This window comes from Sulfurospirillum sp. SCADC (genome assembly GCF_000743525.1).
Classification (GTDB): Bacteria; Campylobacterota; Campylobacteria; order Campylobacterales; family Sulfurospirillaceae; genus Sulfurospirillum.
In genome coordinates this window covers 71,749-96,332 of record NZ_JQGK01000002.1, presented here as the reverse complement: position 1 = coordinate 96,332, position 24,584 = coordinate 71,749, and the positions used below count along the sequence as shown (strand labels likewise).

Sequence of the window (24,584 nt, the reverse complement as noted above, 5' to 3'; positions counted from 1 at the left end):
TATATTGCTATGTTTGATTATACTTTGATGACTTGACTTGTGATTTTTTTACATATAAAAAAATGAAATTTCAGAAAGTTAAAAGTTTAGCTCCGATCCCTTTTTTTGTGGACTATTTCAAACTTACCTTTTTGTTTACTGCATCATATTCATAATTGACAATGCTTTCATTTAAAATTAGATGTATTACTTCCTCAATTACATCAAAAGGAACTACAAACCACTCTCTAGGTGTTATCCTCTGACCTTTAGTATCGAACAAATCTACATTTAAACAGGCTTGAGCAAAAAACCTATGTAAAAGACTTTCTAATTTATCAGCATTTCGATTATAAACTTTATAAGTCGCTACTTTTTTAACATCTGAAAATAAATATGTTGCTTCATTTTTTGCCTTCTTTATTCGTTCATCTACAGATGTACTTGAATAACCTATTTTATATAAGTCTTTAATATTTGAAATATTTGGGTTGACAGATTTGGACTTTAAAACATATATCCAACCTGTTTGAATATCTTCCTCATCAACTAAATTTGCATCAACAAACAACCCATGCTCTACTTTATCATCGATATTTGTTATTAACTTGCCATCTTTTTGAATTTGTTTACCTAATGACCTATAAAGCATATTACTATATGTACCATTTTCAAATATTGTTCTTGTTCTTCCTTCAATTCGTACTCTATTGCCTGACTTTTGTTCCCATACCTCTTTTTTCAAGTTTGCCGATTCTAGATATAAGAGAACACCACTAATCATATAAAAATTACCAATATGAAGATTTTTCTCAATATTGTCAAACTTTTTTATCTGTCTTCTACTCTCTTTTATTTCTTGATGTACCTTTTGAAACATCTTCTCATATTTTTCAAATTCTTTTTCTTGTAATGGTTTTCGCTGTGCTACAAAATCCGTTTCAGCTCTATCTTCAGGTCTTGGGGTATGGTTGAACTTGAAAATATCCAAATCACTATCTGCCTCAAGTAAGCCTAAATCATCATCATTGAAAATATCATCTATTGTAAGTTTATCCATTTCTACATAGCCCAATAAGTTATGTCTATCAAATGGTTTTAAAATCTTTTTACTTGTTTCATCTTCCCTAAAATGACGGAGTGCTGCAAGTAAGTTATATTCTGACATACTAGAGGAACTCGGCTCTCTAGCATTTTTATCAATAAAAGAATTTATTTCTTCAAGAGAATCAATAAGTCTATCATCTTCATTTTTTACATTTGATGTTTTTGGCTTTGAGTCCAATAACCCAAAATTATCATCATCAAAAATGTCCTCTAATGTTTTTTTATTATTCATTACTCAACGCTCTTTTTCGTTTCTGTTCTCTTAAAAAAACCAATGCCTCAGCCATTCTTTTTTCCTTCTTGTCAAAAGACTGTAAATTAGGTTCAAAACCTGTTCTACTGACCCATTCCTTTATCTTAGGCCATAAAAGGATGGCCTCTTCCTCTGTCATCTCAATTTTTGTTGATTGAATATGTTCATCTATCAACTTAAATACTTGAGTTGTTACTGATTTTGATAAAATTTCAAAAGCTTTCTGAAATGGATTTATTTGATCTATCAAGTCAATATGAATATCATCAATATTGACAAAGCTTCCTGCCATTCTAATAAATTTTTTATCACCTTGCTCTTCTATAGTACTATTTTTAATCACAGAGTCAACAACGACATATTGTCTTACTGCTTCCAAATCTTCGTCATTTAAATCAGGATACACCTCTCGTATGATTTTTGGTATTAGTACCGTATTTATAACTTCAGGCTCAAGATTACCTGGCATTGCTTTTAACATTTGTGCATCTTGCAAGATTCGTGCTTTTAAGTCATTCAAATCTGACTCTATAATGTCCTTTGCCCTTTGTGATGTAGGTAATTTAAAACCTCTTATTCTAATTGTACTTTCATCATCTTTTTCATCATCGTCACTTTCTAAATCTTTTGGTTTAAAATTAAAATTAGGTGCTAAAACTTGTTCCATCAACAAAGATGCTGTAATAGCTTTTAACATATTGTTTACAGACAATTTCACATCATCATCTTCTGCATCAACTTGAGCTATCAAGTTCGTAAATTGGGCATGAGTTTTATTATTACTGTCTCTTGTTGCCCTTCCTATAATTTGAATAATTTCAGTTAAGGAACCTCTGTACCCAATAGTTAAAGCATGTTCACAATAAGGCCAATCAAAACCTTCTTTAGCCATTCCCAGTGCAATGATAATATCAATATCATCAACCGATTTAATATCTCTTAAGTATGTTGAAATTTTATCTCTTGATTTGGGATTATCATTTACTAAATCAGCGACTTTTAATATTTTGCCTGATTTATTGCTTTTGACATATAGTACACCTGTTTTTTCATCTTGATATTCCAATTCACCTAAAACATTAATGATATGATTTACTTCTTCATATTTTTCTTTTGATGATTCCGCTGAATTAACACTTGGAATATGAACAATAGTCTTTTTATTTTCATCCAACACTTCTGCCAAGGCGGACATCTCTTTATCGGGCTGTTTTTTAAAATACCTACCTGAATAAAAATGATACCCGATGCCTAAAGATTTTAAATATTCGTAACCATTTAACTGTTGATAGTAATTGTAGGTTACTTTAGTGAACTTAGATTCATCTTCTGGCATTAAAACAGGAACATTATCGCCTCTGAAGTAAGAACCTGTCATAGCAACAATATGTGCATTTGATTTTGCCATTATATTTTTCAAGACTTCACCCAATCTATTATCGCCTTCAGCAGATACGTGATGAAATTCATCTATAGCAACCAATGTGTTATCAAGCTTTTTTTCATCCAATCCATCAAAAGCAAAACGTAAAGTGGCATGTGTACAGATAAGTATCGATTCATCGCTTTCTATAAACTCTAAAAAAGCAGATACTTTACTTTTTTCTTCTCCAGGTGTGCAGAGATTGTACTTTGGATTTGGACGCCAATCGGTAAAAAAACCATATTTTTTTAGTTCAGTAGTTTCAAAAGATGCACCAATTGATTTTTCAGGTACGGCAACAATGACTTTTTTGATACCTTGATTTTCAAGTTTATCCAATGCTAGAAACATTAATGCCCTAGACTTTCCAGATGCAGGAGGTGCTTTTAAAAGTAAATATTGTGCTGTTCTACCCTCATAAGCCTTTTCTTGCATTTCACGCATACCTAAAGCGTTTGTCTTCTTGCTTTTTCCAGTTTGCTGATATTTTACATGTACTAAATCAGGCATCTTTTTTATTCCTTATTTTTTTCTGTTTCGAAAATAGGGTATCTTTTTTAGTCATTTCTTCATAGAGCTTAAACAGATACTCCAACCGTTCTGTATCATTTTTAAAAGGCTGTAAACGGTAACATTGTTCTATTGCTTCATCAAGCTCTTGATGTGCTTGTTTTAAGCCTTTTGGCATTGTATCAGGGTTATATAACCAAGCCATAGTTTTTCCTCGGTGCTTAGCTCGCTCATCCAAAATGGCAAAAACATATAAATTTAAATTTTCTTTCTGCTTACTGTCAATATTTGGGAATGGAAAAGTGTTGTAGCAAAGTTTTGCCGAGTATCTATAATCTGTTTTTAACTTTCCCCAACTGATCTTACCCACACCATATGCATGCGGCTTGTAAGTATTGCAAAAAGCCAAGGCTCTGCATTGTAAATTGCCATCGCTGAGTTTGAAATAATTGTATCCTCATTAAAAAACCCAATAGGGATATATTCTCGTCTTTCTGATGAATGCCCAGGAATTAAAATTGAATCTGTACTTTTATAAGATGTAAAATAAAAGTGGTTAGGTGTATATGCCTTTTCTCTAGTACTTTTCTCTGAACTGTTTTCTCTATGTTCAATTACTTTGTTCAATCTTTCAGCAATTACATTTATTTGTCTTGCTTGCTCTAAATCCCGATCTTCAATCCATAAACAAAATCTTTCACTTCCTCTGATAAATTCAGATGCACCTATGAACTTTTTAATCCATTGTTTTTGAAATGAACCTATATTTAAAAGCTTATTTTTTTCTTTCGTTGATAAGATTAAATTACCTCCATCATTTGGCATATTGCCAAATCTCATTTCAGGAAACTTAGAAAAAGGTTTGCTTCTACCTATTACAACTAGATTTGACGCATCAAGAAGATATGGATTTATATTTTTGGCTAATTTTTTATAGTTATTAACAAACAGATATTTGGGAATATTGGAAATGTTTCTTAATCCTACAATAATAACTGTTACTCCAGCATTACCTTTAGCATTATTAGTCCATTTAAAAGATTGATATGCAAAATCTATCTCTATCTTTTTATTTAACACTTTATCCCAAGTTAAAGCAACTAATAAACCTTGGCAAATTGAATTTGTAGAAACAAAAGCACATTTTGCATTAAATCCTTCAATATAATTAGCACCCTTATAAAACCAAGCCGAAACATAGTCCAAACTTTTATAATCTTTTTTAAAAACAAATTTCAAATCATCTTTTTGTTCTTTATCTTGATTTCTACTTCCTAAATATGGAGGATTTCCAATTATATAGATTTCATCATCTTTATTAATTGAACAAACTTCTTTCCACTCTAATCGTGTAGCATTCCCTCGAATGATTGTTCCCGATTTTTTTAACGGAATAATAGATTTATGATCGGTATAACCATCTAACTGTTCTTCAAAATATTGGTTCATTTGATGCTCAGCCAACCAAAGAGACAAAATCGCAACTTCGTGCGCAAAATCATCTATTTCAATACCATAAAATTGCTCTAATGAAATGACACTATCAATCAATAAATGTGATTGTTCTAATTCGATAATGCGTTGTAAAATTTTTACCTCTAAAAGTCGTATCTCTTTGTAAGTGATGATTAAAAAATTTCCACTGCCACAAGCAGGGTCAAAAAATTTAATTTTAGATATTCTGATTATAAACTCTCGCAATTGTTTTACATTATCTTGTGCTTTTTTAAACTCTTCATAGAGTTCATCTAAAAAAAGCGGCTTAATGAGTTTAAAGATATTTGGAACAGAAGTGTAGTGCATTCCTAAATCACTACGGTATTCATCCATAACAACAGCTTGTATCATTGAGCCAAAAATGTCAGGATTTATATCTTTCCAGTTGAGTTCACCTAACTCAATCAATACTTTTCGTGCTTTAGCTGAAAAAATAGGAATATTAATCGTGTCTTTAAATAAATCGCCATTTACATAAGGAAACTCTGCAAGATATGCAGGAAAACTGTCTTTTTCAAGTGTATTTAATCTTTTAAATAAACGACTTAAAAAGTCATGAGTATCACTGCCGTTATGATTAGTATGTTGTGCCAAGGTATTTGTAAATATACTATCTTCTTCAAAAATTTCAGTATCCTCTGCAAAATAGCAAAACAACAAACGGGACAAGAAAATATTGAGATGATGAATATGCTCTTTTGAGTTATAAATATTTGGATTTTCTTCACGCAATAAATCATAAAGCATTGTCATTTTATAAGCAGCATTTCTATCTGCTTCATTATCGTTACTAGCTTTGTAAACTTCGCTCCCAGCTAAAGGTAAAAAGAAATCAAAATACCTTGGTAATTCTTTTAATTCTATATCTAAATTTCTACCTAATTTTAAATCTTTTGCAACAAAAGATTTGTAATCAGTGACGATGATAAATCTTGGCTGTTGTTTTAAGATAGATTCTTCTTTTGATAAAGTATCAACAGTATTTAAAAGCTTATCACCATCTTCTACTTTAAAAAATACCTTCCTTTTATAAAGAATTTCATCTGTATTTTTCGATAAGTTAAAATCACCTTTTTTTAATCGAGTGACCGAAGTTTTAGAGATTCCATAAGCGATGAGAAAATCATAGATAAATTCATCAGCTGAAAAATTATCAATAATAATTTGTATATTATGTTCTATATCTTTTGCATTCATGTTGAATCTTTATTTTATTAAGTTTTTAGGGAATTTATATAGTTTAACTTCATACTATTTTTTGCATTTAAAATTTTATCTTGTTCTAGCTTTTAACATCTTTGAATGCCAACGTTTCAATTAAGACTCTTTTTGTAAAAACCTCTCCACATCCCCCACAATTTCATCCACCGCCTCAGTCGCTTTTTTATACAAAACTTTCGTATAAACCCTCTCGTTAATCGCGTCGCTTTTTTCCAAATTATTGAGTATGGAAACTTTTACATGTAAAGCGAAATGATCCATCGCAACGACATTTCCGCTAGATCCTATGATGGCTAAAAATTGGCAATCTTCCATGGCTTCGTAAAGGTGTTCGTACATCGGGGCGGCTTCGCCGAAGAAGACGATGTCGGGGCGAAAGGAGCCGCCGCAGTTTTTACATGTAAAGGTTCGCTCTTGTTTGGCGTAGCCAATGAGATGGGTTGCGCCGCATTGTTCACAGCGAAGTCTGGGCAAAAAGCCGTGCAAGTGTAAAATGTCTTTGCACCCTGCTCGCTCGAAAAGATCGTCGACGTTTTGGGTGATGATCACAATGTCGTTGGGGTATTTCTCTTGCAGTTTTGAGAGAGCGTAATGCGCGGCATTGGGTTCTACAGAGGCGAGTTGTTCGCGCCTTGCGTCGTAAAATGTGAGGGTGTTTTCACGGTTCCAAGAAAGACATCCCGCTTGGCAAATCTCTTCGATGCGGTACTTTTCCCAAAGTCCGCCTGTGTCGCGAAAGGTGGAGAGTCCACTCTCCGCGCTGATGCCTGCTCCTGAGAATATTACAACTCGTGCCATGGCTTACACCTTTTTAAAGTTTTGCTAAAAATGCTTTGATTGCCTCGTTGCAATCTACGGGGTTTTCAACCACACTCATGTGTGCCGCATTTTTGATAAGCACAAATTCAGCATTAGGTATCTTTTCAGCCATCGCTTTCACTTTAGCAGGTGGCGTTATGGTGTCGTGTTCACCGCACATGACTAAAGTTGGAAGGTTGATGGAAGGAAGAAATGATGTCATGTCATTGCGCGTCAATATCGCAAACAGACACCCTTTAACACCGATGGAGTTAAACTTTGTCGACTTGGCGATGCGTTTATCGACCAACTCTTTGTGCGCTTTTTTATAGCCATCGCTGAAACAGTGTCCGATGAAATTTTTGGAAAACGTGGTCAAGCCTTGCGCATTGATGCGTCTGATGACGTCGGAGCGGTTGAGTTTTCCTTCGTTATCATCGGCATTGGAAGCTGTATCGCATAAAATGACCGCGGAAAAAGCATTTTCCATCCGCTCAAGTGCGCGAAGGACGATGTAGCCGCCCATCGAAAACCCACACACAATCGGTGGTTTTTCAATTCTAAGCTCGCTGATCATCAGTTCAAGATCATCGACAAACGACTCCATCGTAAACTGTCCATCACCAACCGAAGAGCCTCCAAGCCCTCTGATGTCGTACGCCACACAGTAGTAGTTTTCACTCAGTGCTGCGATTTGCTCGCGCCACATGGTGTGATCATACGGGAAACCGTGTAAAAAAATAATTGCTGTATCTTTCTGATTGCCTTCCACTAAAACCGATAATCCGCCGATGGTTTTTTTCATATTTTATCCTTTGTATAGCTCATTATACATCAGACATTAAAATATAAAGCCTCCCTGTGGTGCATCACGATCGCTGTGGTACTTTGCTCAGGGTGAATCTGAAATGTTTCGCTGAGATTTATGCCAAATTCCTCAGGTTTGAGCAGATCAAAAATGATTTGCGTGTCTTCCAAGGCAGGGCATGCTGGGTAACCAAACGAGTAACGACACCCAAGGTAACGCTTCATCTGAACATCGCGTAAACTATGCCCTTCAAGCTCTGCGATACCAAGATCAAGGCGTATCTGTTTATGTACGATCTCGGCTAATGCTTCAGCTAGTTCAACACCTAGCCCATGCACAAAAAAGTACTCGGTAAAATTGCCCGCATCGTAAAGCTCTTTCTCATACGCTGAAAATTTTGAACCCGCACTTACGCATGTAAGCGCCAAAACATCGTGACGATCAGGGTGAATAAAGTCGCTTAGACTTCGGTACGGATTTCTATTTTGACGAGGGAAATCAAACGTTTTAATGGCACGCACTTTGATGGCATCGATGTTCTTACGATTGACCTGAGCTTCACTAAAATACCCCTCGCTCTCATCAAAAAGATAGAGGTTGTTTTCGCTTGATCGTGCAGGATAGTAACCGTAAATCAGCGTTGGCTCAAACAGTCCCAGTCGTTCGATGTCGGCTTTGATGCGCTCGAATGTTGGCCACAGAACCTCATCTAGCTGTTTTTGCTTCGCCTCTTTGCTCTGCCCTTTGCCACTGTAACCCCAACGTTGCGCAAAAAGAATTTTGTGGTTGATCCACGAAAACGCCAACTCTTTGACATCGGTTTTTAAAACACGTCTGCCCCAAAATGGCGGTGTAGGGATGGCGATGTCACGACTAGGCATTTTAAGCTCATGAAACGGTGGAATTTCTTTGGCCTCTTTCGTGGCACGATTGACACTGTTTTCAAGAACGATGCGGCTAAACGAGGTGTCATAATTTTTCGCTTCGATGCGCGACATCGCCGTTATGCCCTCAAACGCGTCTTTGCAGTAATAAATCGGGCCGTCGTAAATCGGACGGCAAAAGTCTTCCACAAAGTTATCGGTGAGTGCCGCACCACCTAAAATAACAGGAATTTTGATGCCCATCTTCTGCATCGCTTCAAGGTTTTCTTTCATGACGTTGGTCGATTTCACCAAAAGTCCACTCATACCAATCGCATCGGCATTGTGCTCTTTGAGCGCTTCTAAAAATTGATCTAAGTCCGCTTTGATGCCAATGTTGATGACCTTAAAACCGTTATTACTTAAGATGATGTCCACCAAGTTTTTACCCACATCGTGCACATCGCCTTTGACGGTTCCGATGATGAGCGTCGTCGTTGTATTCTTTTCCGTCTTTGGAAGGTACGGTTGCAGATAATCCACCGCGGCTTTCATCACTTCCGCCGATTGGAGGACAAACGGCAGTTGCATTTTCCCACTGCCGAAAAGCTCACCGACGACTTTCATCGCATCGATCAATATCTCATTGACGATGACTTCCGCGGATATCTCCTCTTTAGCGGTAGGCAAGAGAGCAAGCATGCGCTCTTTATCACCATCGATAAGCAGGGTTGAGATTTTCTCTTTGGTGTCCATCGCTTGATACGCCGCGTCACTCTCGTCTTTGTTCTCCACCACCCCTTCAAAATGGTCGATGAATTTAAAGAGCGGATCGCCCTCTTCGCGGTGGTTAAAGAGTAAATCTTCGCAGATTTTTTTATCCACGTCGCTGATCTTGTGCATCGGAAGGGTATTTTTAACATTGACAATCGCCATGCTCAGACCTGCTTCGACACAATGGTGTAAGAAGACGGAGTTTAGGTATTCACGGGCGTGTTTGGCTAAACCAAACGAGATGTTAGAAACTCCAAGGACAAAACCGACTTCGGGATGCAGTGCGTGAAATTCACGAATCGCCTCAATGGTCTCAATCGCTGCGGTATGGTACTCAGGATCGCCACTACCTACCGTAAACGTAAGTAAGTCAAATACCAAATCTTCGGGGTGAATGCCATGCTTTTCAGTCGCTAAGGTATAGATGCGCTCCGCAATCGCGACCTTTTGCTCTTTGCTCTTTGCCATGCCCACTTCATCGATGGTCAGACACACAAGTGCGGCACCAAAGCGTTTCGCTAAAGAGCAGACTTTGTCAAACTTTTCGATGCCATCTTCAAGGTTCACGGAGTTGATGATAGGCTTGCCACCGATGAGTTTCAATGCGACTTCAAGCGCTGGTACTTGCGTGGTGTCTGGCATGAGTGGCAAAAGAATCTTTTGCACGTAACGTCCCATCACCTCTTGGGTGTCTTTGTGCTCATCGCGTCCTGCAAAACCGACACTTACATCGATGCCGTGTGCGCCACTTCTGACTTGTTGTTGAGCCACACTTAGCGTGCCATCGTAGTCTTCGGCAAGAAGCAACTCACGAAAGGCTTTGGAACCCGTGGCATTACTTCGCTCACCAATCAAAAACGGCGCTGGGTCTTGTTTGAGCGCTCTGGTTTCAAACAACGAGGCGATGCTACGAGGCATCTCACCTTTGGGAGCAAGCGGTTTTTTACCTTCAACACGTTTGGAAAGCTCTAAAATATGCTGAGGCGTGGTACCACAACAGCCACCAAGAATCGCAACGCCTGCAATCTCCGTAAATTTTTCTTGAAGTTCGGCAAATTCACGAGGTCCCATTGGGTAAAAGGTATAACCCCCACGGTTTTGAGGAAGTCCTGCATTGGCGTGTACACTGATGGGTTTACCCCAAACGGAACTGAGCGTTTTGACATGCTTTTCAACTTGTTCAGGACCTGTGCCGCAGTTGAAGCCAAGGCTTAGAATGTCAAAAGGCTCCAAGATCGCCGCAATCGTTGTGGCATCGGTTCCAATGAGCATCGTTCCACTCAGTTCAATGGTGACAGAAACCATGATGGGAAGTTTTACATGTAAAGTATTTTGAGCATCCGTAATGGCGTGCAAAGCGGCTTTAATTTGAAGTGGGTCTTGCGCCGTTTCAATGAGAAAAAGATCTGCCCCACCCTCAATCGCACCACGTGCCGCCTCTTTGTAGCCTTCAAACATCTCATCGTAGCCGATATGTCCTAAGGAGGGTAGTTTCGTCCCAGGGCCAAAGGCAGCGGCCGTAAAACGAGGTTTTTCAGGCGTTGCAAACGATGTACACGCCTCTTTAACGATCTCTACACCTGCACGGGCAAGTTCATACGCCCTCTCACCGATGCCATAATCGTCCAAAACCCACGGCAATGCGCCAAAAGTGTTGGTCTTGATGATGTCCGCACCTGCGAGGAGATAACCACGGTGAATTTTTGAAATGGCATCTTTACATGTAACGTTCAAAAGCTCGTTACACCCCTCTTTGCCTTCCCACTGTTCAGGTGCAATTTCTAAGGCTTGAATCTGCGTTCCCATCGCACCATCGATGACTAAAATTTTTTCTTTGATAAGTTCTTGAAGTGTTGCCAAGTCGAATTCCTAGTGTGTTATAACTAGAATTATAGTATCAAATTTTTGGTAAGGAGAGGATAAAGGGTTCGGAGTAGTCCAAAGAGGCAAAAAATGCCCCTTTGGTTTTTACATGTAAAGATTAGGGATTGACAGTAGATTTGTAAACGGCTTTGCCACCTTTGATCTCTTTGATGACGGCGGAACGGGTTGCATTGCCTTTATCATCGATAGAGATAAAGCCAGAAACACCCTCAAATTTTGAAGTTTTTCGGATTTCGCTGTTGACACAAACGCTATCTTCTGGGTTAGAGCAACGATTCATCGCATCGACCATGATGTTATACGCATCGGCACCCAAAGCTGTAAAGGAGTTCAACTCTTTTTTGCCTGTTTTTTTCTCATAAGCAGCGATAAAATCTTTGGATTTGTTGGTTGGAGGCGCACTATGATCGAATGCGTCGGTAAACATATACCCTTCAACCGCGTCACCACCTAAGTCGATAAACGTTTGATTGGCAACGCCATCACCGGAGAAGAACGGTTTGTTAAAGTCTGCTTGTTTGGCTTGACGCTTGATCATCGAAGCTTCCGTATGGTACAGAGGTAAGAAAACAAAATCAGCATTTAACGCTTTGATTTGAGAGATGACCGCTTTAAAATCTTTATCGCCTGAGCTTACTCGCACCTCTTTAAGCACTTTTCCACCGCTTTGTGTGAACGCCTGAGTAAAGGCTTTTGCAAGTCCGAGTGAATACACTTGTGCTTGATCGGTAACAATCACAGCTGTTTTAAGCCCTAAATCTTTAGAAGCGTAATTCGCAACCACCGTTCCTTGGAAAGAGTCGATAAAACAGACACGATTGGCATAGGTTCGATTTTCGGTCAGCTTATCATTGGTCGCAGCCGGTGCGATGACAGGAACCTGTTTTTTCTCCGCAATAGAGATAATCTGAGCGGTGTTCGTACTGATCATCTCGCCTATAATTCCCACAACTTTATCGGACGTAATGAGTCTTGTTGCAGCATTGGCTGATTCGACTTTATCGCCTTTTGTATCGACTAAAACCAGTTTAAGCGTGTCGCCATTTTTGAGTTTTGGCTGTAAAGTATTGGCAAGCTCAACTCCCTCATACGCCACTTGACCATAGCCCGCGAGTGCCCCACTCATCGGTAGTATCACACCCATATTAATCTCTTTTGCAAAAGCACTTGTTGCCATAATGGCGGCAAGGCTTAACAGTGTCCTAAAAAAACGCATCGTTTCTCCTTTAAAAAATTACAGCAAAAGTTTAACACACTCTTGATTATGATCATCTCAAAGGAGAAGAAAAATGCAGCAAAAAGAAGCGTTTTGAGGGCTTCTTTCGTTTTACATGTAAAGATTATTCGGGGTGATTTTCAGCGACATTCAACGCTTCAGAGACATCGACAATGACTTGAAGTTTTTGGATGATCTCATTCATCGCACGACTCTCTTCTTGGGCGGCAAGGCTAATACGCTCGACCTCCGCTTGTGTTTTGATGATCTCATCGACCGTGCGTTGCAGTGCAGGAACGATTTGATCGACCACTTTTTGGACATCCATGATGGAGATGCGAATGTTATCGGTTGATTTGTTGCTTTGGTCGGAGAGTTTGCGCACTTCGCTTGCCACGACGGCAAACCCACGCCCGTGATCGCCTGCACGCGCCGCTTCGATGGTCGCATTGAGTGCTAAAAGGTTGGTTTCACTGGCGATATATTTAATCGCAGTTGTGATGTTGCCGATCTGCTCAACCGCTTCGCTGAGCTCCTTTGCCATACCGTTGGTCACTTGGACATTTTTGACTTCTGCTGCGAGTTTCGTGTTGACCACCACGATTGTATTGGCGGTATCTTCGATGGACTGCGAAGCGCTTTGGGTGATGAGTGAAATCTCTTTGGTCTGCTCTGCCAATTTTCGAGAGATGCTGCGTGCCTCTTGCAGTGCTTTATCGCTGTTAATGGCGGTGACCATTTGCGCTAAACCACTCACACTCTCCGCCGTTGCCGTGCGTGGAGGACTTGGCATCACGCGCACATCCGGACGCAAAAGATGGCTGTATTTGGTGTAAAGTGCTTTGCCGGATGAGACATAGCCGTCAGTTCCAATGATGTATTTGGCGCTGCTTAACGCCTCTTTGGTCTCCGTGTCACTACACTCATCAAAGGCAATCACTTGGTAGGTCACATGATCGAGTTTGTAAAATTTGAGAAATTTGAGAAGAACATTGGCGCCCGAAGTGCTGTTGTTAAAAATAATGACATTTTCGCCCTCAGGGATGCGACTCACCCCTACAAAAAAGTCCGTTGGAGGGACAAACTCCACCGAAATCACCTTCTGTGAGCCATATTGCTTCACCATCTCATCGTAACGATTGGCAAAACAGACGATGAGGTCATAATTAGCAGCATCATAATTGTGATAGTTACTTAACGTAGCTTTTTGATAGACAGCGGTGGTTGAAAGTGTTGCATCCACCAAAGAGACAAGCTCCGCAGTGGTGGCATCATTTGCCCCGATTAACAGTAGATTCACGCTCATATACTTCCCCTTGCCCCGTATTCGCATCGATGAGATCGTATTCATAATCTTACAATGTCACATTCTATGGCATTCTTGATAAAGTCACGCTTTATTTGGACATTATAAGAAAAACATATGATAAAAAAAGGACGAAAAAGAGGCAACACTTTTTTTGAGTCGTAGTATAATGAAGCCAATTTTTACTAAGGAGGCTGTATGTTTGAGATTCAAAACTATTACAGTTTTGTTATGGCGGTTGTACTCTTTCAACTCATCCCTGGTGCTGGCACCATTGCGATCTTAAATGCAACGGCGCGCAATGGCATAGGAGCAGGAATGGGCGCTGTTTTGGGTACGCTTTTGGGTGATTTTGTTTTTATGATCGCAGCCCTTGCAGGACTTGCCGCCATTATGCGGCAAAATCCTTTTGTGTTTGAGCTGTTGCAATACTTTGGTGCGGCGTATTTGGTCTGGTTAGGCATTGGATTACTGCGTGCGAAAATCGAACCCAATTCGGGGAAAATTGAACCTAAAAAATCGGCTTTGGTCTATTTTAAGCAGGCATTTTTTGTGAGCATTACTAACCCTAAAGTTATGCTGTTCTTTGTGGCGTTCTTTCCACTCTTTTTACGCCACGATGCAACCAACACAACTTTAGTTGCGATGATCTTACATGTAAGCCTTATCAGCCTTATTTACCAAGCACTTTTGGTGCTTTTGGGCAATACTTTAGCGCGTAAACTCAAAGCGTTTCCATTGGCGCGCAAAATTGCAACGCGTTTAGCAGGCGTCGCATTGGTTGGCTTTGGCATCAAACTCGCTGGCAGTAACCGTTAAAATGGCTCTGAAACATATTTTACTTGCTCTTGGCGTGGTCGTCATTTGGGGAGTCAATTTTGTGGTGATTCAAGTCGCCCTCACAGAGATTCCTCCCCTCTTGCTGACGTTTTTACGGTTCTTTTTCGCAACGTTTCCCACGATCTTTTTCTTCAAAAGACCTGCAAACACCTCATGGAAAATGCTTTTTTTCTATTCGTTGAGCATGTTTATCCTCGATTTTGCCTTTTTGTTTTCGGGAATGTATGTGGGCGTTAGTTCTGGCATTGCCTCACTCGCTTTGCAAACCCAAGTCTTTTTTACCGCTCTTTTAGCGGTCATTTTCATTAAAGAGAAGATGAGCTTGGCTAAAATCGTAGGAGCGATCATTGCTTTTTCAGGCATTGTCTTTGTAGGATTTCATGCAGGAGGCGATGTCAATCTTGTGGGACTTTTTTTAGTCGAATGTGCCTCCCTTTCATGGGCGATTGGCAATCTTGTCTCCAAACAGATCGGCAAGGTTGACATGCTCAGCCTCGTCATTTGGGGAAGTTTTATCTCGCTTCCTTTTTTACTCACACTCTCGTATCTCTTTGAATCGCATCTGTGGAGCGTTGAAATATTTACACACCTCTCGGGTAAAAGTATCGGCGCGATTGCCTATCTTGCGTATCCAGTTACCTTGTTTGGTTTTGGCATTTGGAGTTGGCTACTCAGTCGCTACCCTGCTACAACCGTCGCCCCTTTTACGCTGCTTGTACCGGTGGTCGGATTTTCCTCTTCCGCTCTTTTAGTAGGCGAAGCACTGCCCACATGGAAGCTTTTTGCAGCGTTTTTAATCGTCCTAGGACTGATCATCAACCTCTACGGCGACCGCTTCTTCAAGCGTCTCACCTAGCCTTACATGTAAAGAGAGGTCAGCGCGCTTACTTCTCTTCTATCTTCATCAAATTTTCCCGTCGTGTGACTGCTTTTTCATCTTCATACGAAAGGTTGAGTGTTTGGTTTAGGAGGTCTAAACTAAGCTTTTTTTGGGGGGCATTTAAGCTCTCCAAGCGTATATCTGCACCCAATTTTCCAAGCGCGTAACAATACTTGCCTTTCACACTGACATTACTCTCAGACGCTAAAGCGCTCAGGCGAGAGCATGTATCGACCCACAAAAAAGCATCGTTCGCATGATAATCATGCAGATACCCAAAGAGTTTAGCCGTCTCAAAAAACTTAAGCTTGACCTCAAAGAAAGGACTCACTTCCAAGTTGTCACTCAACCGTAATAAAATAGGAAATTTATAGAGCGTTTTGCCAATTTTGAGGTTGTTTTTCGTTGTATCCAGAACCAGTTCTTGCTCTATTTTTGGAAACTCCCAAAAACGGCTTAACTCTTTCGACCAAGCACTTAAGATTTTATCAAAAGCATCCAAGGAAGCCTCTAGAGAATCTTCCTCGCTTAAAAGATCGCGCCCCAATCCCAGTGTTGCTTTATAGCCTAAAAAAGGCAGAAGCGTTGCTCCAATATCCAGCGTCGTACCGACTTTTTCCACCTTTTGAGCGCTGCTTAAACGAGGATCGATCATCATCAATTGATTGCGGCGCTCACCCTTCATCAGTGTCTCTATCGCCATATTGTGCATTGCAAGATGGTCTGAGGCAACCACAATGATCGTATTTTTGCCGTACGGAGATTCTTCAATTTGCTTGATAAATTTTGCGATCAATTCATCCGAACACGCCACAGCGTTCAGCATCGAGTTACTGCCATCTTGATATTTTTGGATTTTGCAACTTTTAGAGACATGCCCGTAAGGGTGATGCGTGTCCATCGTGGAGAGAAACATCGCAAATTTTTGTCTGCTTTTGGAGAGCTTTTTAAAATCATTCATCGCAATCCCCAAAAGCGTGTCATCGTACAGTCCCCACGGTGTTTGATAGTTAGGGTTTTGCAGGAGTGGTTTGAGCTCTTTAATGCCTTTGATGTCATCAAAGTGGTGCGTACGGTACAACTTATCGACCCCTGCAAACTCCAAAGGCGAACCACTACGGTAGATCAGTTTGTAGCCCTCTTTATGCAGCATATCGCTCATGCACACAGCCCCAGAGTAAAACGTACTCATCTTGGACATCGAGTTCCCCTGCGGTGAGTGTGCGTTTGCTGAGGGTGTCACCAAAGGAATACCACACTGCACCGCTGTCATCCCCGCAATCGTCCAACTGGTTCCAAGGGCTTGTTTGATCTGTGTAAAAGAAACACTTTGTTCTCTAATAGGACGCAAATGGGTTACAAGCGAAGGAAATAGCGTCTCATCATAATAGGTCTCTTCAAAACTCTCCGCAAAAATATAGACTAAATTGGGATGTTCTTCGCTAAGAGGGGTTAAAACAGGGTCTTGGTAATAGTCGCTAAAACGATACTGAAGACTCAATGGATTTTCAATACCAATGGCTTTAAGCGCACTTTCGCCCAAAAAACGCACCGTAGGATGCAGCACCAATGAAAGGCTCAATGCACTGAGAGAAAGTGCGTATTTTAGCTTCTGATGATGCTCAAAGACATCGTTTTTGACCAAGCGATAGTAGAAAATCGAGAGGGCTAAGCTAGCAAAAAAGAGTCCAAAGCCGATACCAATGATTAAATAATAATCACCAAACCCTGAACCTTCTAGCCCGTAGCGTAGATGAAAGATCACAGCGTCATTGATGCCTTCTCCGGTAAAATAGTTCGAGATAATGTAAAAAGCGCTCAGTAGCATATAAATAAAAATAGTTCCCGCACCCATAAACGCACTTTTACGTGTCCTCGTACGGTTTTTGGAGGTCAAAAGAGCCAGGAGAAAAAGCCCTGCAGATAGCCATGGCATATGATTCATTGTGATGTGTATCCTCTTTTATTTTAGGATGGTATTATAGCTTGTTGTTAAAAGTTTGAAGAAAAGTGGACTCTTTTTTTAAACTGGTTAAATTTTAATCAGTCATATGCGTAGATTAAAATCCGTGAAGTGATACAATTTCATCAGTTCAACATTATTAGGAGGAATTCATGAGAAGTAAACTACTCTCTCTCGCAACATTGTTGCCGTTATCAACATTGTGGGCGGCTGAAGAAGCGGCTGCAGAGGTCGCTGAAGCGGCTCCGACACTTGACGTAGGAAACACGGCATGGGTTTTAACAGCAACTGCGCTTGTTATGTTTATGACCCCAGCAGGTTTAGCACTTTTTTATGGCGGTATGTCTCGCTCTAAAAACTTGCTCAATACCATTGCGATGAGTGTTATAGGCTATATTGTTGCAGCCATTGTATGGGTTGTTGCTGGCTATACGTTAGCATTTGGTACTGATATTGGTGGCATCATCGGTTTTGACAGCCTCTTTTTAAGTGGCATCAAAGTAACAGATCTTTGGGCAACGGGTAACATTCCTGTGCTTCTTTTCGTAGCATTCCAAATGACCTTTGCAGGCATTACAGTCGCTCTCGTCAGCGGCGCAGTGATTGAGAGATTGAAATTTTCAACATGGCTCATTTTTGCAGCACTTTGGATCTTAGCGGTTTATGCTCCTATTGCTCACTGGGTATGGGGCGGCGGATTTTTATCCAAACTTGGCGTTCTTGACTTTGCAGGTGGCACAGTTGTTCACATCAACGCAGGTGTTGCTGGTCTTGTAATGGCCCTTATGCTAGGCAAACGTGCTGATTTTGGTAAAGCGATGTTCCCTTCCTCTGTAACACTTACCGTACTAGGTGCTAGTATGCTATGGTTCGGCTGGTTTGGATTCAACGCTGGTAGTGAGCTTGGAGCAGACGGCATTGCCGCAAGTGCATTCCTTGTCACCAACACAGCAGCAGCAATGGCAGCACTTGCTTGGATGACGATTGAGTATATTACCTATAAAAAATTCACACTGCTTGGTATTGCTTCAGGTATTGTAGCCGGTCTTGTTGCGATCACACCCGCCGCTGGATTTGTTGACACGGCAGGCGCTCTTGTGATCGGTTTAGTGGCAGGTATCTTAGCATTTTACGGTGTCAATGGTCTCAAAAAAGCATTGAAATACGATGACTCTTTAGATGCTTTTGGTATCCACGGTGTGGCAGGTATCTGGGGTGCGATTGCAACAGGTATCTTTGCAAACCCAGAAGTCAATGAGCTAGGTACGGGTTTACTCTATGGAAATGCAGACCAAGTGATGATTCAAATTGAAGGTATCATCGTAACGATCATCTATACAGCGATTGCGACAGCGATTGTCTTTAAAATTGCTTCTATCCTAACAGGTGGCGCAAGAGTAAGCAGCGACGCTGAGTCTCAAGGTTTGGATGAAGTAGAGCACGGCGAAAAAGCCTTCAACTTAAGATAATAAGGATCTAAAATGAAAAAAATCGAATCAATTATCAAACCATTCAAACTCGAAGATGTTAAAGATGCTCTCGCAGAGCTTGATATTACGGGTATGACCGTTAGTGAAGTGAAAGGTTACGGAAGACAACAAGGACACTCAGAGCTTTACAGGGGTGCAGAGTATGTCGTTGACTTCTTACCAAAAATTAAAATCGAAGTGGTTGTTGTTGACGAACTCGTTGACAAAGTCATCGATGTTATCGTGAAAAGTGCTCGCACAAGCAAAATTGGTGATGGAAAGATCTTTGTTTCCAACGTTGAAAAAAGTGTACGTATTCGTACGGGAGAGCTTGATAACGAAGCTGTTTAGTCTTTTTAGGTGGGGATCCCCCCACCTTTTTTTCTTATACCTTTCCAATTAACTCTAAAAGTCTATATCCTTTATCATTGCTCTCAAAACAATTATTTTCTACATCAAAAAAGAGAGTATTTAACATTAAAGAACCCTCTCTCTCTTTATTAAAGACAAATTTTCTAGTATTAATGTCATTATCTTTTGGGTAAATAAGATACATTTCTTGACACGCTTCATACTTTGTACCGTACGCATAAAGCTGATACATATCAGGTTGAGATATGCCCTCATTTGTCTTTTCTTTTGAGAGTATTTTCCATTTGGTATCGGCGATTAGAAGCACATCTTTATCGTAAACGAGTATGTCAGGTTTAAGCCTAAATTTTCCATCGTTATTTTCATAGGCTAAATGATGCGTTTTATCTTGTAGCTTTACATGTAAACCTTTTTTCTTCAGATAATCCCCCATATAGCTCTCAAAAAGCAGGTTCATATCAAACAAAAGCGCAAAAGCAATATCATTACCTTTGTAAGGGCAAAATGAATTTTCTAGTAAAAAAGTTTTACACCATAAAAGCACATGTTCATAGTCTTTCATCTGACGATTTGGCTTTACATGTAAAAAGTCATTTTTTATATCTTTGCACACAGAAATTTCATCAAAAACAAATAAAAACTCTCGTATGCGTTGTTGATTGGCATTGAGCTTGGATTTTTTATAGAGGTATTGAAGGGTGGTTTTAATCAACCTGTTTTCGGCTCTATCACTCAAAAATTCTTGAAACTCCACAAAAAATCGCTCTTTATGGATGGTATTTTGTTTGATTTGCTCGCCTATTTTGAGTTTACCTTTTAGGAATTTAAGATTTTCTTCTTTGGTGATATAGTCACTTTTGATACCTTTGCGAACAAGAGCTGCTAACTCTTCCAAAAACATCGTAATAAATATCTCTAAAAGTGGCATTTTTGAGCTTTTAAGATGTGCCATAGTAAAGTTTTTAAAAGGTGATTTTTTGAGAGTTTTAAGCATTCTGATTAAAATTTCTTTGGACGTTTCTTCGCTTATATTTTGAATTTTTGGAAGTATTTCTATGGTCGATCCATCCTTGGTTTGGATGACACCGACATAGTTTTGAGCTTGAAGAACTTCTCCTAAACCATTTTTATAACTTGGTTTTAGAAATTGGGTTTGCTCACTATTTTTGAGAATAAACTGTTTTATTTCATTAAAAACTTTTTTCGGGACTACAAGATTACCTTGTAAATCCATTCCAAAAATATCGTATTGTTTATAATAGATTGACCTAAATTCTAAAATCGAAAAACTATTTTTACTCATATATTTTTTTGTAACTCTCTATATTTTTAAAAGCATTATGATTGATTTCATAGACTTTTGTTGCTTCATCATCTAGTAGCTCGTAAGAACCGTCTCCAAAAAGTTTATTTGTATCGTAATCTTTTTTTATTTTTATAAATTGCAACTCTTTTGTTTGTTCCTTTTTCTCTTTTTGGTTGTCTCCTAGAACCAATCTTATCTTCTCCCAATCATCGTAAAAATACTCTTGTAACAGAGGGATAATTTTATGTTTAAAAATGTTATCAAGCTCTGCTTTTTTGTCAGTGATCTTTTCATCTTTTAAACTCATAAAATACGCATGTCCGATGGTATGGTCACGGTCATAAAGATACTCAATGCGCTTGTTAATTATCTCAAGCATACGCTTTACATGTAAACCCTCAACTTCAAAATCCAACACATCCGTACGAGGCATCATCTCCGTAAATGAAAACCTTCGTCTCAGTGCAGTGTCCATCAAAGCGATGCTTCTATCAGCGGTGTTCATTGTGCCGATAATGTAGAGATTTTGTGGTACGCCAAAGTCTGTATTAGAGTATGGAAGCTTTACATGTAACGCTTCATCTTTACCTATGCGCTTACTCTCTTCAATAAGCGTGATAAGTTCTCCAAAGATTTTAGAGATATTGCCACGGTTGATTTCGTCGATGATGAGAATGTAGTTTTTTAATTCATTGTTTGGAAATCTTTTATGGATATCTTCAACTATAAATTTTCCATAAGTGCCATCAGGATTGCTTGATAATTTTCCATCATTTATTTCTATCAATTTATTGACACTAAATGAATGATTTGTTTGTGTATTTATGCCATAATCACTTTTAGATAATTTAAACGGAACACCCGTAGCAGTTTTTAAATTTATTTCTTCATTCTGTAATAATTCACGATACTTTTCTATTTTTTCTTTAAAAGAAAAACTTTTATCGTTTGCCTTTTCACAAAGTTTTTTGAAAATACCAGGTTGAACTTCATATTTAATATTTTCTTTTTCTGTTATTTCCGCTTTTATCCCCTCAACAAACTCTTCATAGCCATAGCTTTGATGAAACGTCAAAAATTCGATTTGACCCGCTTGTTTATAGGCTTCAAATTGTGCTTTTAAAATATCCCTATCTTCAGTTTCTTCCACCACTCTATTTTCAATAATTTCAATCGCTTTATTAATCGTATGATATGTTTTGCCTGTACCGGGAGGGCCATAGAGGATTTGATTGAGGGGCTGAGTTGAAACTGCATTCATAGTATCTCCTAATTCACCATTGATAACTTTTGTAACATATTTATAGAGTTTTTCATTATTGTTAAGAATATAGTTTATGGTTGAGGGTTTTAGTCCATTCTCGACCAATTTAGTATAAGTCAATTGTTTTCGTGTTTTTTCATCTAATTTTCTGACTAATTTTAAATCCATTGAGTCTTCATAAACATTTTCAACTTGCATGATATATTCTATTTCATTCGCGCCTTTTGAAATATAGATTAAGGCTAATTGGTCAATTTCAACATTAATCGCTTTCCCCCAGCCTTTATAAAACCCTTGTTCTATTTTATCTCGAACATCACCCCATTTTCCTTTTGGATTATGTGTTAAAACAATAATTGGTAGTTTATTTATTGATATAAAATTTTCATTTTGTTTAAATTCACTCATTATCTATCACCTTTTCTTCATTCATCCGATACGTCATCACCAAATTAAAACACAGCTCACTGAGCATCATCAAGTCCCACATGGAGAGGATTTCTAAAAAAGGCATTCCCTCTTCAAGGCTTTCAAAATCAATCTTACATGTAAAGACATACGCATCATTGGGAGCGCCTAGTTCTGGGAGATTGAGGGAGTATTGAAAGGCAAAGCTCATAGCAGCTTTTCGCCCCATACGACGAATGCGTTTGAGTGTGCCATCAAAATCTTTCTCACTGAGGCGAATCTCTGAGTGAATGTTATGGGAGAGCACATTGCGCACAAACGAGACAATGTCAAAAAAATTCTCATACTGTTCACCAAAGAGTTTTTGCATAAAGATTTTAAATGGACTCTCGAAACGAAGGCTTTCCACCATTGCCATACAAATGCCCCGAAAAGCGTTAAACTCAACGAAATACTCAAAAAGCGAAATATCCTCTTTTTTGGTTTGACGCGCATTGGCTAAAAGCTCTTGAATAATCTCGGCATTGAAGTAGTAGGCTTGGTCATTTTCATACTTTTTTACCACAAAAAGACTGCGATCGCTCAGGTCTTCCGTTTTGGTAAGCTTGCCTAAAAACTCGCCCATGTGTAAAAAGTAGAAGTTTTGCTCCACAAGCAAAAGGGCATCATCGAGTAAAATGTCTGTATCGTTCATCTGACTTTTTCCAATTTCACTTTCATCTCTTGGTAAATGGCGCATTTCCCCTCTTGGCTCATTGCATGAGGCGTCAGTTGGTTGGCATTTTTAGCTCCACTGTACAAAAGAAGACAATCATCCCTCAGTCGATCACTGGGCATGACCGAGTATTCTGCGCTTCCATAGCGATTCGTGAGTCGCACACGTGTCTCTTGCTCGAAGCCAAGACTTCGTGGCACATAAAGATAATCATCCGTCACAAACTGTGAATTAAGGGAGGTGTTCTGCTTTGCAGCAATCAGAAAGTAGCCCTCCTCTTCTAAAGGCTCATCATCAAACTCTTCTAAAAATTCAAACTTTCCACTGGGGGTGTAAAAGGTTTTTTCATACGGTAAATCTTCATAGGTTTTTGAGATCAAAAAGCCCTCTTTTTCCACGCTATTGGAAACAATCACCTGCTCGATAATACGCTCTTCGCTCTCTAATGCCTGATGTCCAAAAACTCCTAGTAACGTTTGAGCAAGAGCATATTCACTGATTCCAATCTCACTCTCGACGAGCTTTGGCATGCGCCCAATAAAATGATGCCCATAGCTTAATTTTAAGTCCTCTTTTTCCAAAAAGCTTTTTGCAGGAATAATCAAATGTGCCTTTTCAGAGGTCTCATTTTCATGCAAGCCAAAGTAAACCACGCATTTGGCGTGATCAATGCCTGCGTTCACTTTGCTACTACACGGCATTTGAGAAAGAGGATTGCCCCCTTGAATAAAGACCAAATCGTATTTGCCAAAATCAACAATCGGCAAAGGCTCTGTTTTAGCACTGACTTTAAAAGGGGCGTAAAAATCAAAACCGCTGTTGGAGAGGTAACTTACACCACAGCCTACTTTCCCAAACAGTCCAAGCATAGCACCTAATGCGTCAATGGCACGTAAAACACTGTGACCAAAGCTATACTTTTGTACACCAATACCGACTAAAATAGAGACTTTTTTACCTTTGATAAGACGAAGCAACTCGCCAACTTCATCGAGGTTTACCTGTGATCTATCCAGTAATTTTCGCATAGGAATGCCACTGATGTACTCTATAAAATCGCTGTGATTTAGCGTTCGCTCATTTAAAAATGTTTGGTCTTCCATATCTTCCATTGCCACTAAACGGCAGAGCAAAAGAGCCAAATAAAGATCGCCTCTTGGTTGAATCTGAATATGAAGGGCTGCGGAGTAAGCAAGGTCAATTTTTATCGGATCAATGACAATAAGCGTTTTTCCCTTAAGCGATGGAAGCATATGCGAGTTCGTTACACTCGGGTTACGACCCCATAATATAACGACTTCGGCCTCTTTTACATGTAAAGGAGAAAGGGCTAGATTGGCACCCCTGCTCTCGCATACGCCTGCATCACCCGCTTCATCACACAATGATCCCGAAGCCAAAACGGCTTTATGTTCTGCAAAAAAACGCTTTGTGACCCCTTGCATCACACCCAGATTTCCACTTCCTTTAAAATAGAGCGTATGGGAAGGCTTGTACGCTCTTAGCTTCTCTTCTAAAATCTTCAGTGCCTCTTCCATACTAATGCTTTGCCCCAAATAACGTGGCTCTTCAATCCGTTCAAAGGTATGGTAGTGATTGAGATGATGGCAAAGGTAGCCTTGCGTGATAGGATGGTTTTTGTTGCCTTTCAGTTTAAGCTCATCGTTCACAGTGATGCTACATCCATCAAAACAGTCTAACGGACAGGTAGTCAAACGCATTCAAAGC

Annotated in this window: 16 protein-coding genes and 1 pseudogene; 4 read left to right on the top strand and 13 right to left on the bottom strand. The window is 39.5% G+C overall.

What is annotated here, in order from left to right; all coding sequences use genetic code 11:
- Positions 1 to 112 precede the first annotated feature (112 nt).
- The 8 genes and pseudogenes from JU57_RS01940 to JU57_RS01905 form a co-directional block, all read right to left on the bottom strand.
- On the bottom strand, positions 113 to 1,318 hold the full coding sequence (locus JU57_RS01940; RefSeq protein WP_037956273.1) for a GIY-YIG nuclease family protein: 1,206 nt from the start codon (positions 1,316 to 1,318) through the stop codon (positions 113 to 115).
- Positions 1,311 to 3,272 carry a DEAD/DEAH box helicase gene (locus JU57_RS01935; protein ID WP_037956271.1) on the bottom strand — a complete coding sequence of 654 codons (1,962 nt, stop codon included), beginning with the start codon at positions 3,270 to 3,272 and terminating at the stop codon, positions 1,311 to 1,313. The genes JU57_RS01940 and JU57_RS01935 overlap by 8 nt, the downstream gene beginning before the upstream one ends.
- Positions 3,265 to 5,966 (bottom strand): annotated as a pseudogene (locus tag JU57_RS01930) (DNA methyltransferase). The gene JU57_RS01935 and the pseudogene JU57_RS01930 overlap by 8 nt, the downstream one beginning before the upstream one ends.
- 120 nt (positions 5,967 to 6,086) lie before the next feature.
- The gene (locus JU57_RS01925; RefSeq protein WP_037956268.1) at positions 6,087 to 6,788 is read right to left on the bottom strand and encodes a Sir2 family NAD-dependent protein deacetylase; all 702 of its coding nucleotides are present in this window, start codon (positions 6,786 to 6,788) and stop codon (positions 6,087 to 6,089) included.
- Positions 6,789 to 6,801: 13 nt separating this feature from the next.
- The gene (locus JU57_RS01920; protein ID WP_037956267.1) at positions 6,802 to 7,593 is read right to left on the bottom strand and encodes an alpha/beta fold hydrolase; all 792 of its coding nucleotides are present in this window, start codon (positions 7,591 to 7,593) and stop codon (positions 6,802 to 6,804) included.
- Positions 7,594 to 7,622: 29 nt separating this feature from the next.
- Positions 7,623 to 11,093 (bottom strand): methionine synthase, encoded by a 3,471-nt coding sequence (gene metH / locus JU57_RS01915; RefSeq protein WP_037956264.1) that lies wholly within the window; start codon positions 11,091 to 11,093, stop codon positions 7,623 to 7,625.
- 121 nt (positions 11,094 to 11,214) lie between these two features.
- Positions 11,215 to 12,333, bottom strand: coding sequence for an ABC transporter substrate-binding protein (locus tag JU57_RS01910; RefSeq protein ID WP_037956262.1), 1,119 nt, complete (start codon positions 12,331 to 12,333; stop codon positions 11,215 to 11,217).
- 124 nt (positions 12,334 to 12,457) lie between these two features.
- Positions 12,458 to 13,639, bottom strand: a complete 1,182-nt coding sequence (locus tag JU57_RS01905) for a methyl-accepting chemotaxis protein (protein ID WP_037956260.1) — start codon at positions 13,637 to 13,639, stop codon at positions 12,458 to 12,460.
- Between the two features lie 198 nt (positions 13,640 to 13,837).
- Between JU57_RS01905 and JU57_RS01900 the strand changes: the two genes are divergently transcribed.
- Both JU57_RS01900 and JU57_RS01895 read left to right on the top strand, forming a co-directional pair.
- Positions 13,838 to 14,458 carry a LysE family translocator gene (locus tag JU57_RS01900; protein WP_037956258.1) on the top strand — a complete coding sequence of 207 codons (621 nt, stop codon included), beginning with the start codon at positions 13,838 to 13,840 and terminating at the stop codon, positions 14,456 to 14,458.
- Position 14,459: 1 nt separating this feature from the next.
- The gene (locus JU57_RS01895; protein WP_037956256.1) at positions 14,460 to 15,335 is read left to right on the top strand and encodes an EamA family transporter; all 876 of its coding nucleotides are present in this window, start codon (positions 14,460 to 14,462) and stop codon (positions 15,333 to 15,335) included.
- A gap of 28 nt (positions 15,336 to 15,363) precedes the next feature.
- On the opposite strand, the gene JU57_RS01890 is transcribed toward JU57_RS01895, so the two are convergent.
- A complete protein-coding gene (locus JU57_RS01890; RefSeq protein ID WP_037956254.1) occupies positions 15,364 to 17,304 on the bottom strand; it encodes a sulfatase-like hydrolase/transferase in 1,941 nt (646 codons plus the stop codon).
- 170 nt (positions 17,305 to 17,474) lie between these two features.
- On the opposite strand from JU57_RS01890, the gene JU57_RS01885 reads away from it, so the two are divergent.
- Positions 17,475 to 18,791: an ammonium transporter gene (locus tag JU57_RS01885; protein WP_037956252.1), complete on the top strand. Its 1,317-nt coding sequence runs from the start codon at positions 17,475 to 17,477 to the stop codon at positions 18,789 to 18,791.
- Between the two features lie 12 nt (positions 18,792 to 18,803).
- A complete protein-coding gene (locus JU57_RS01880) occupies positions 18,804 to 19,142 on the top strand; it encodes a P-II family nitrogen regulator (RefSeq protein ID WP_037956249.1) in 339 nt (112 codons plus the stop codon).
- 34 nt (positions 19,143 to 19,176) lie between these two features.
- Here the strand turns inward: JU57_RS01880 and JU57_RS01875 are convergent, their stop codons facing one another.
- From JU57_RS01875 to JU57_RS01860, 4 genes are read right to left on the bottom strand one after another with little or no spacing between them, the layout of a single operon-like run.
- Complete coding sequence (locus JU57_RS01875; RefSeq protein WP_037956246.1) at positions 19,177 to 20,466, bottom strand: McrC family protein; 1,290 nt, start codon at positions 20,464 to 20,466, stop codon at positions 19,177 to 19,179.
- Positions 20,459 to 22,141 carry an AAA family ATPase gene (locus JU57_RS01870; protein ID WP_051906482.1) on the bottom strand — a complete coding sequence of 561 codons (1,683 nt, stop codon included), beginning with the start codon at positions 22,139 to 22,141 and terminating at the stop codon, positions 20,459 to 20,461. Before JU57_RS01870 ends, JU57_RS01875 begins: the two co-directional genes overlap by 8 nt.
- Complete coding sequence (locus tag JU57_RS01865; RefSeq protein WP_294875246.1) at positions 22,134 to 22,880, bottom strand: hypothetical protein; 747 nt, start codon at positions 22,878 to 22,880, stop codon at positions 22,134 to 22,136. Before JU57_RS01865 ends, JU57_RS01870 begins: the two co-directional genes overlap by 8 nt.
- Positions 22,832 to 24,577, bottom strand: coding sequence for a molybdopterin-dependent oxidoreductase (locus JU57_RS01860; protein WP_037956243.1), 1,746 nt, complete (start codon positions 24,575 to 24,577; stop codon positions 22,832 to 22,834). The genes JU57_RS01865 and JU57_RS01860 overlap by 49 nt, the downstream gene beginning before the upstream one ends.
- Positions 24,578 to 24,584 lie beyond the last annotated feature (7 nt).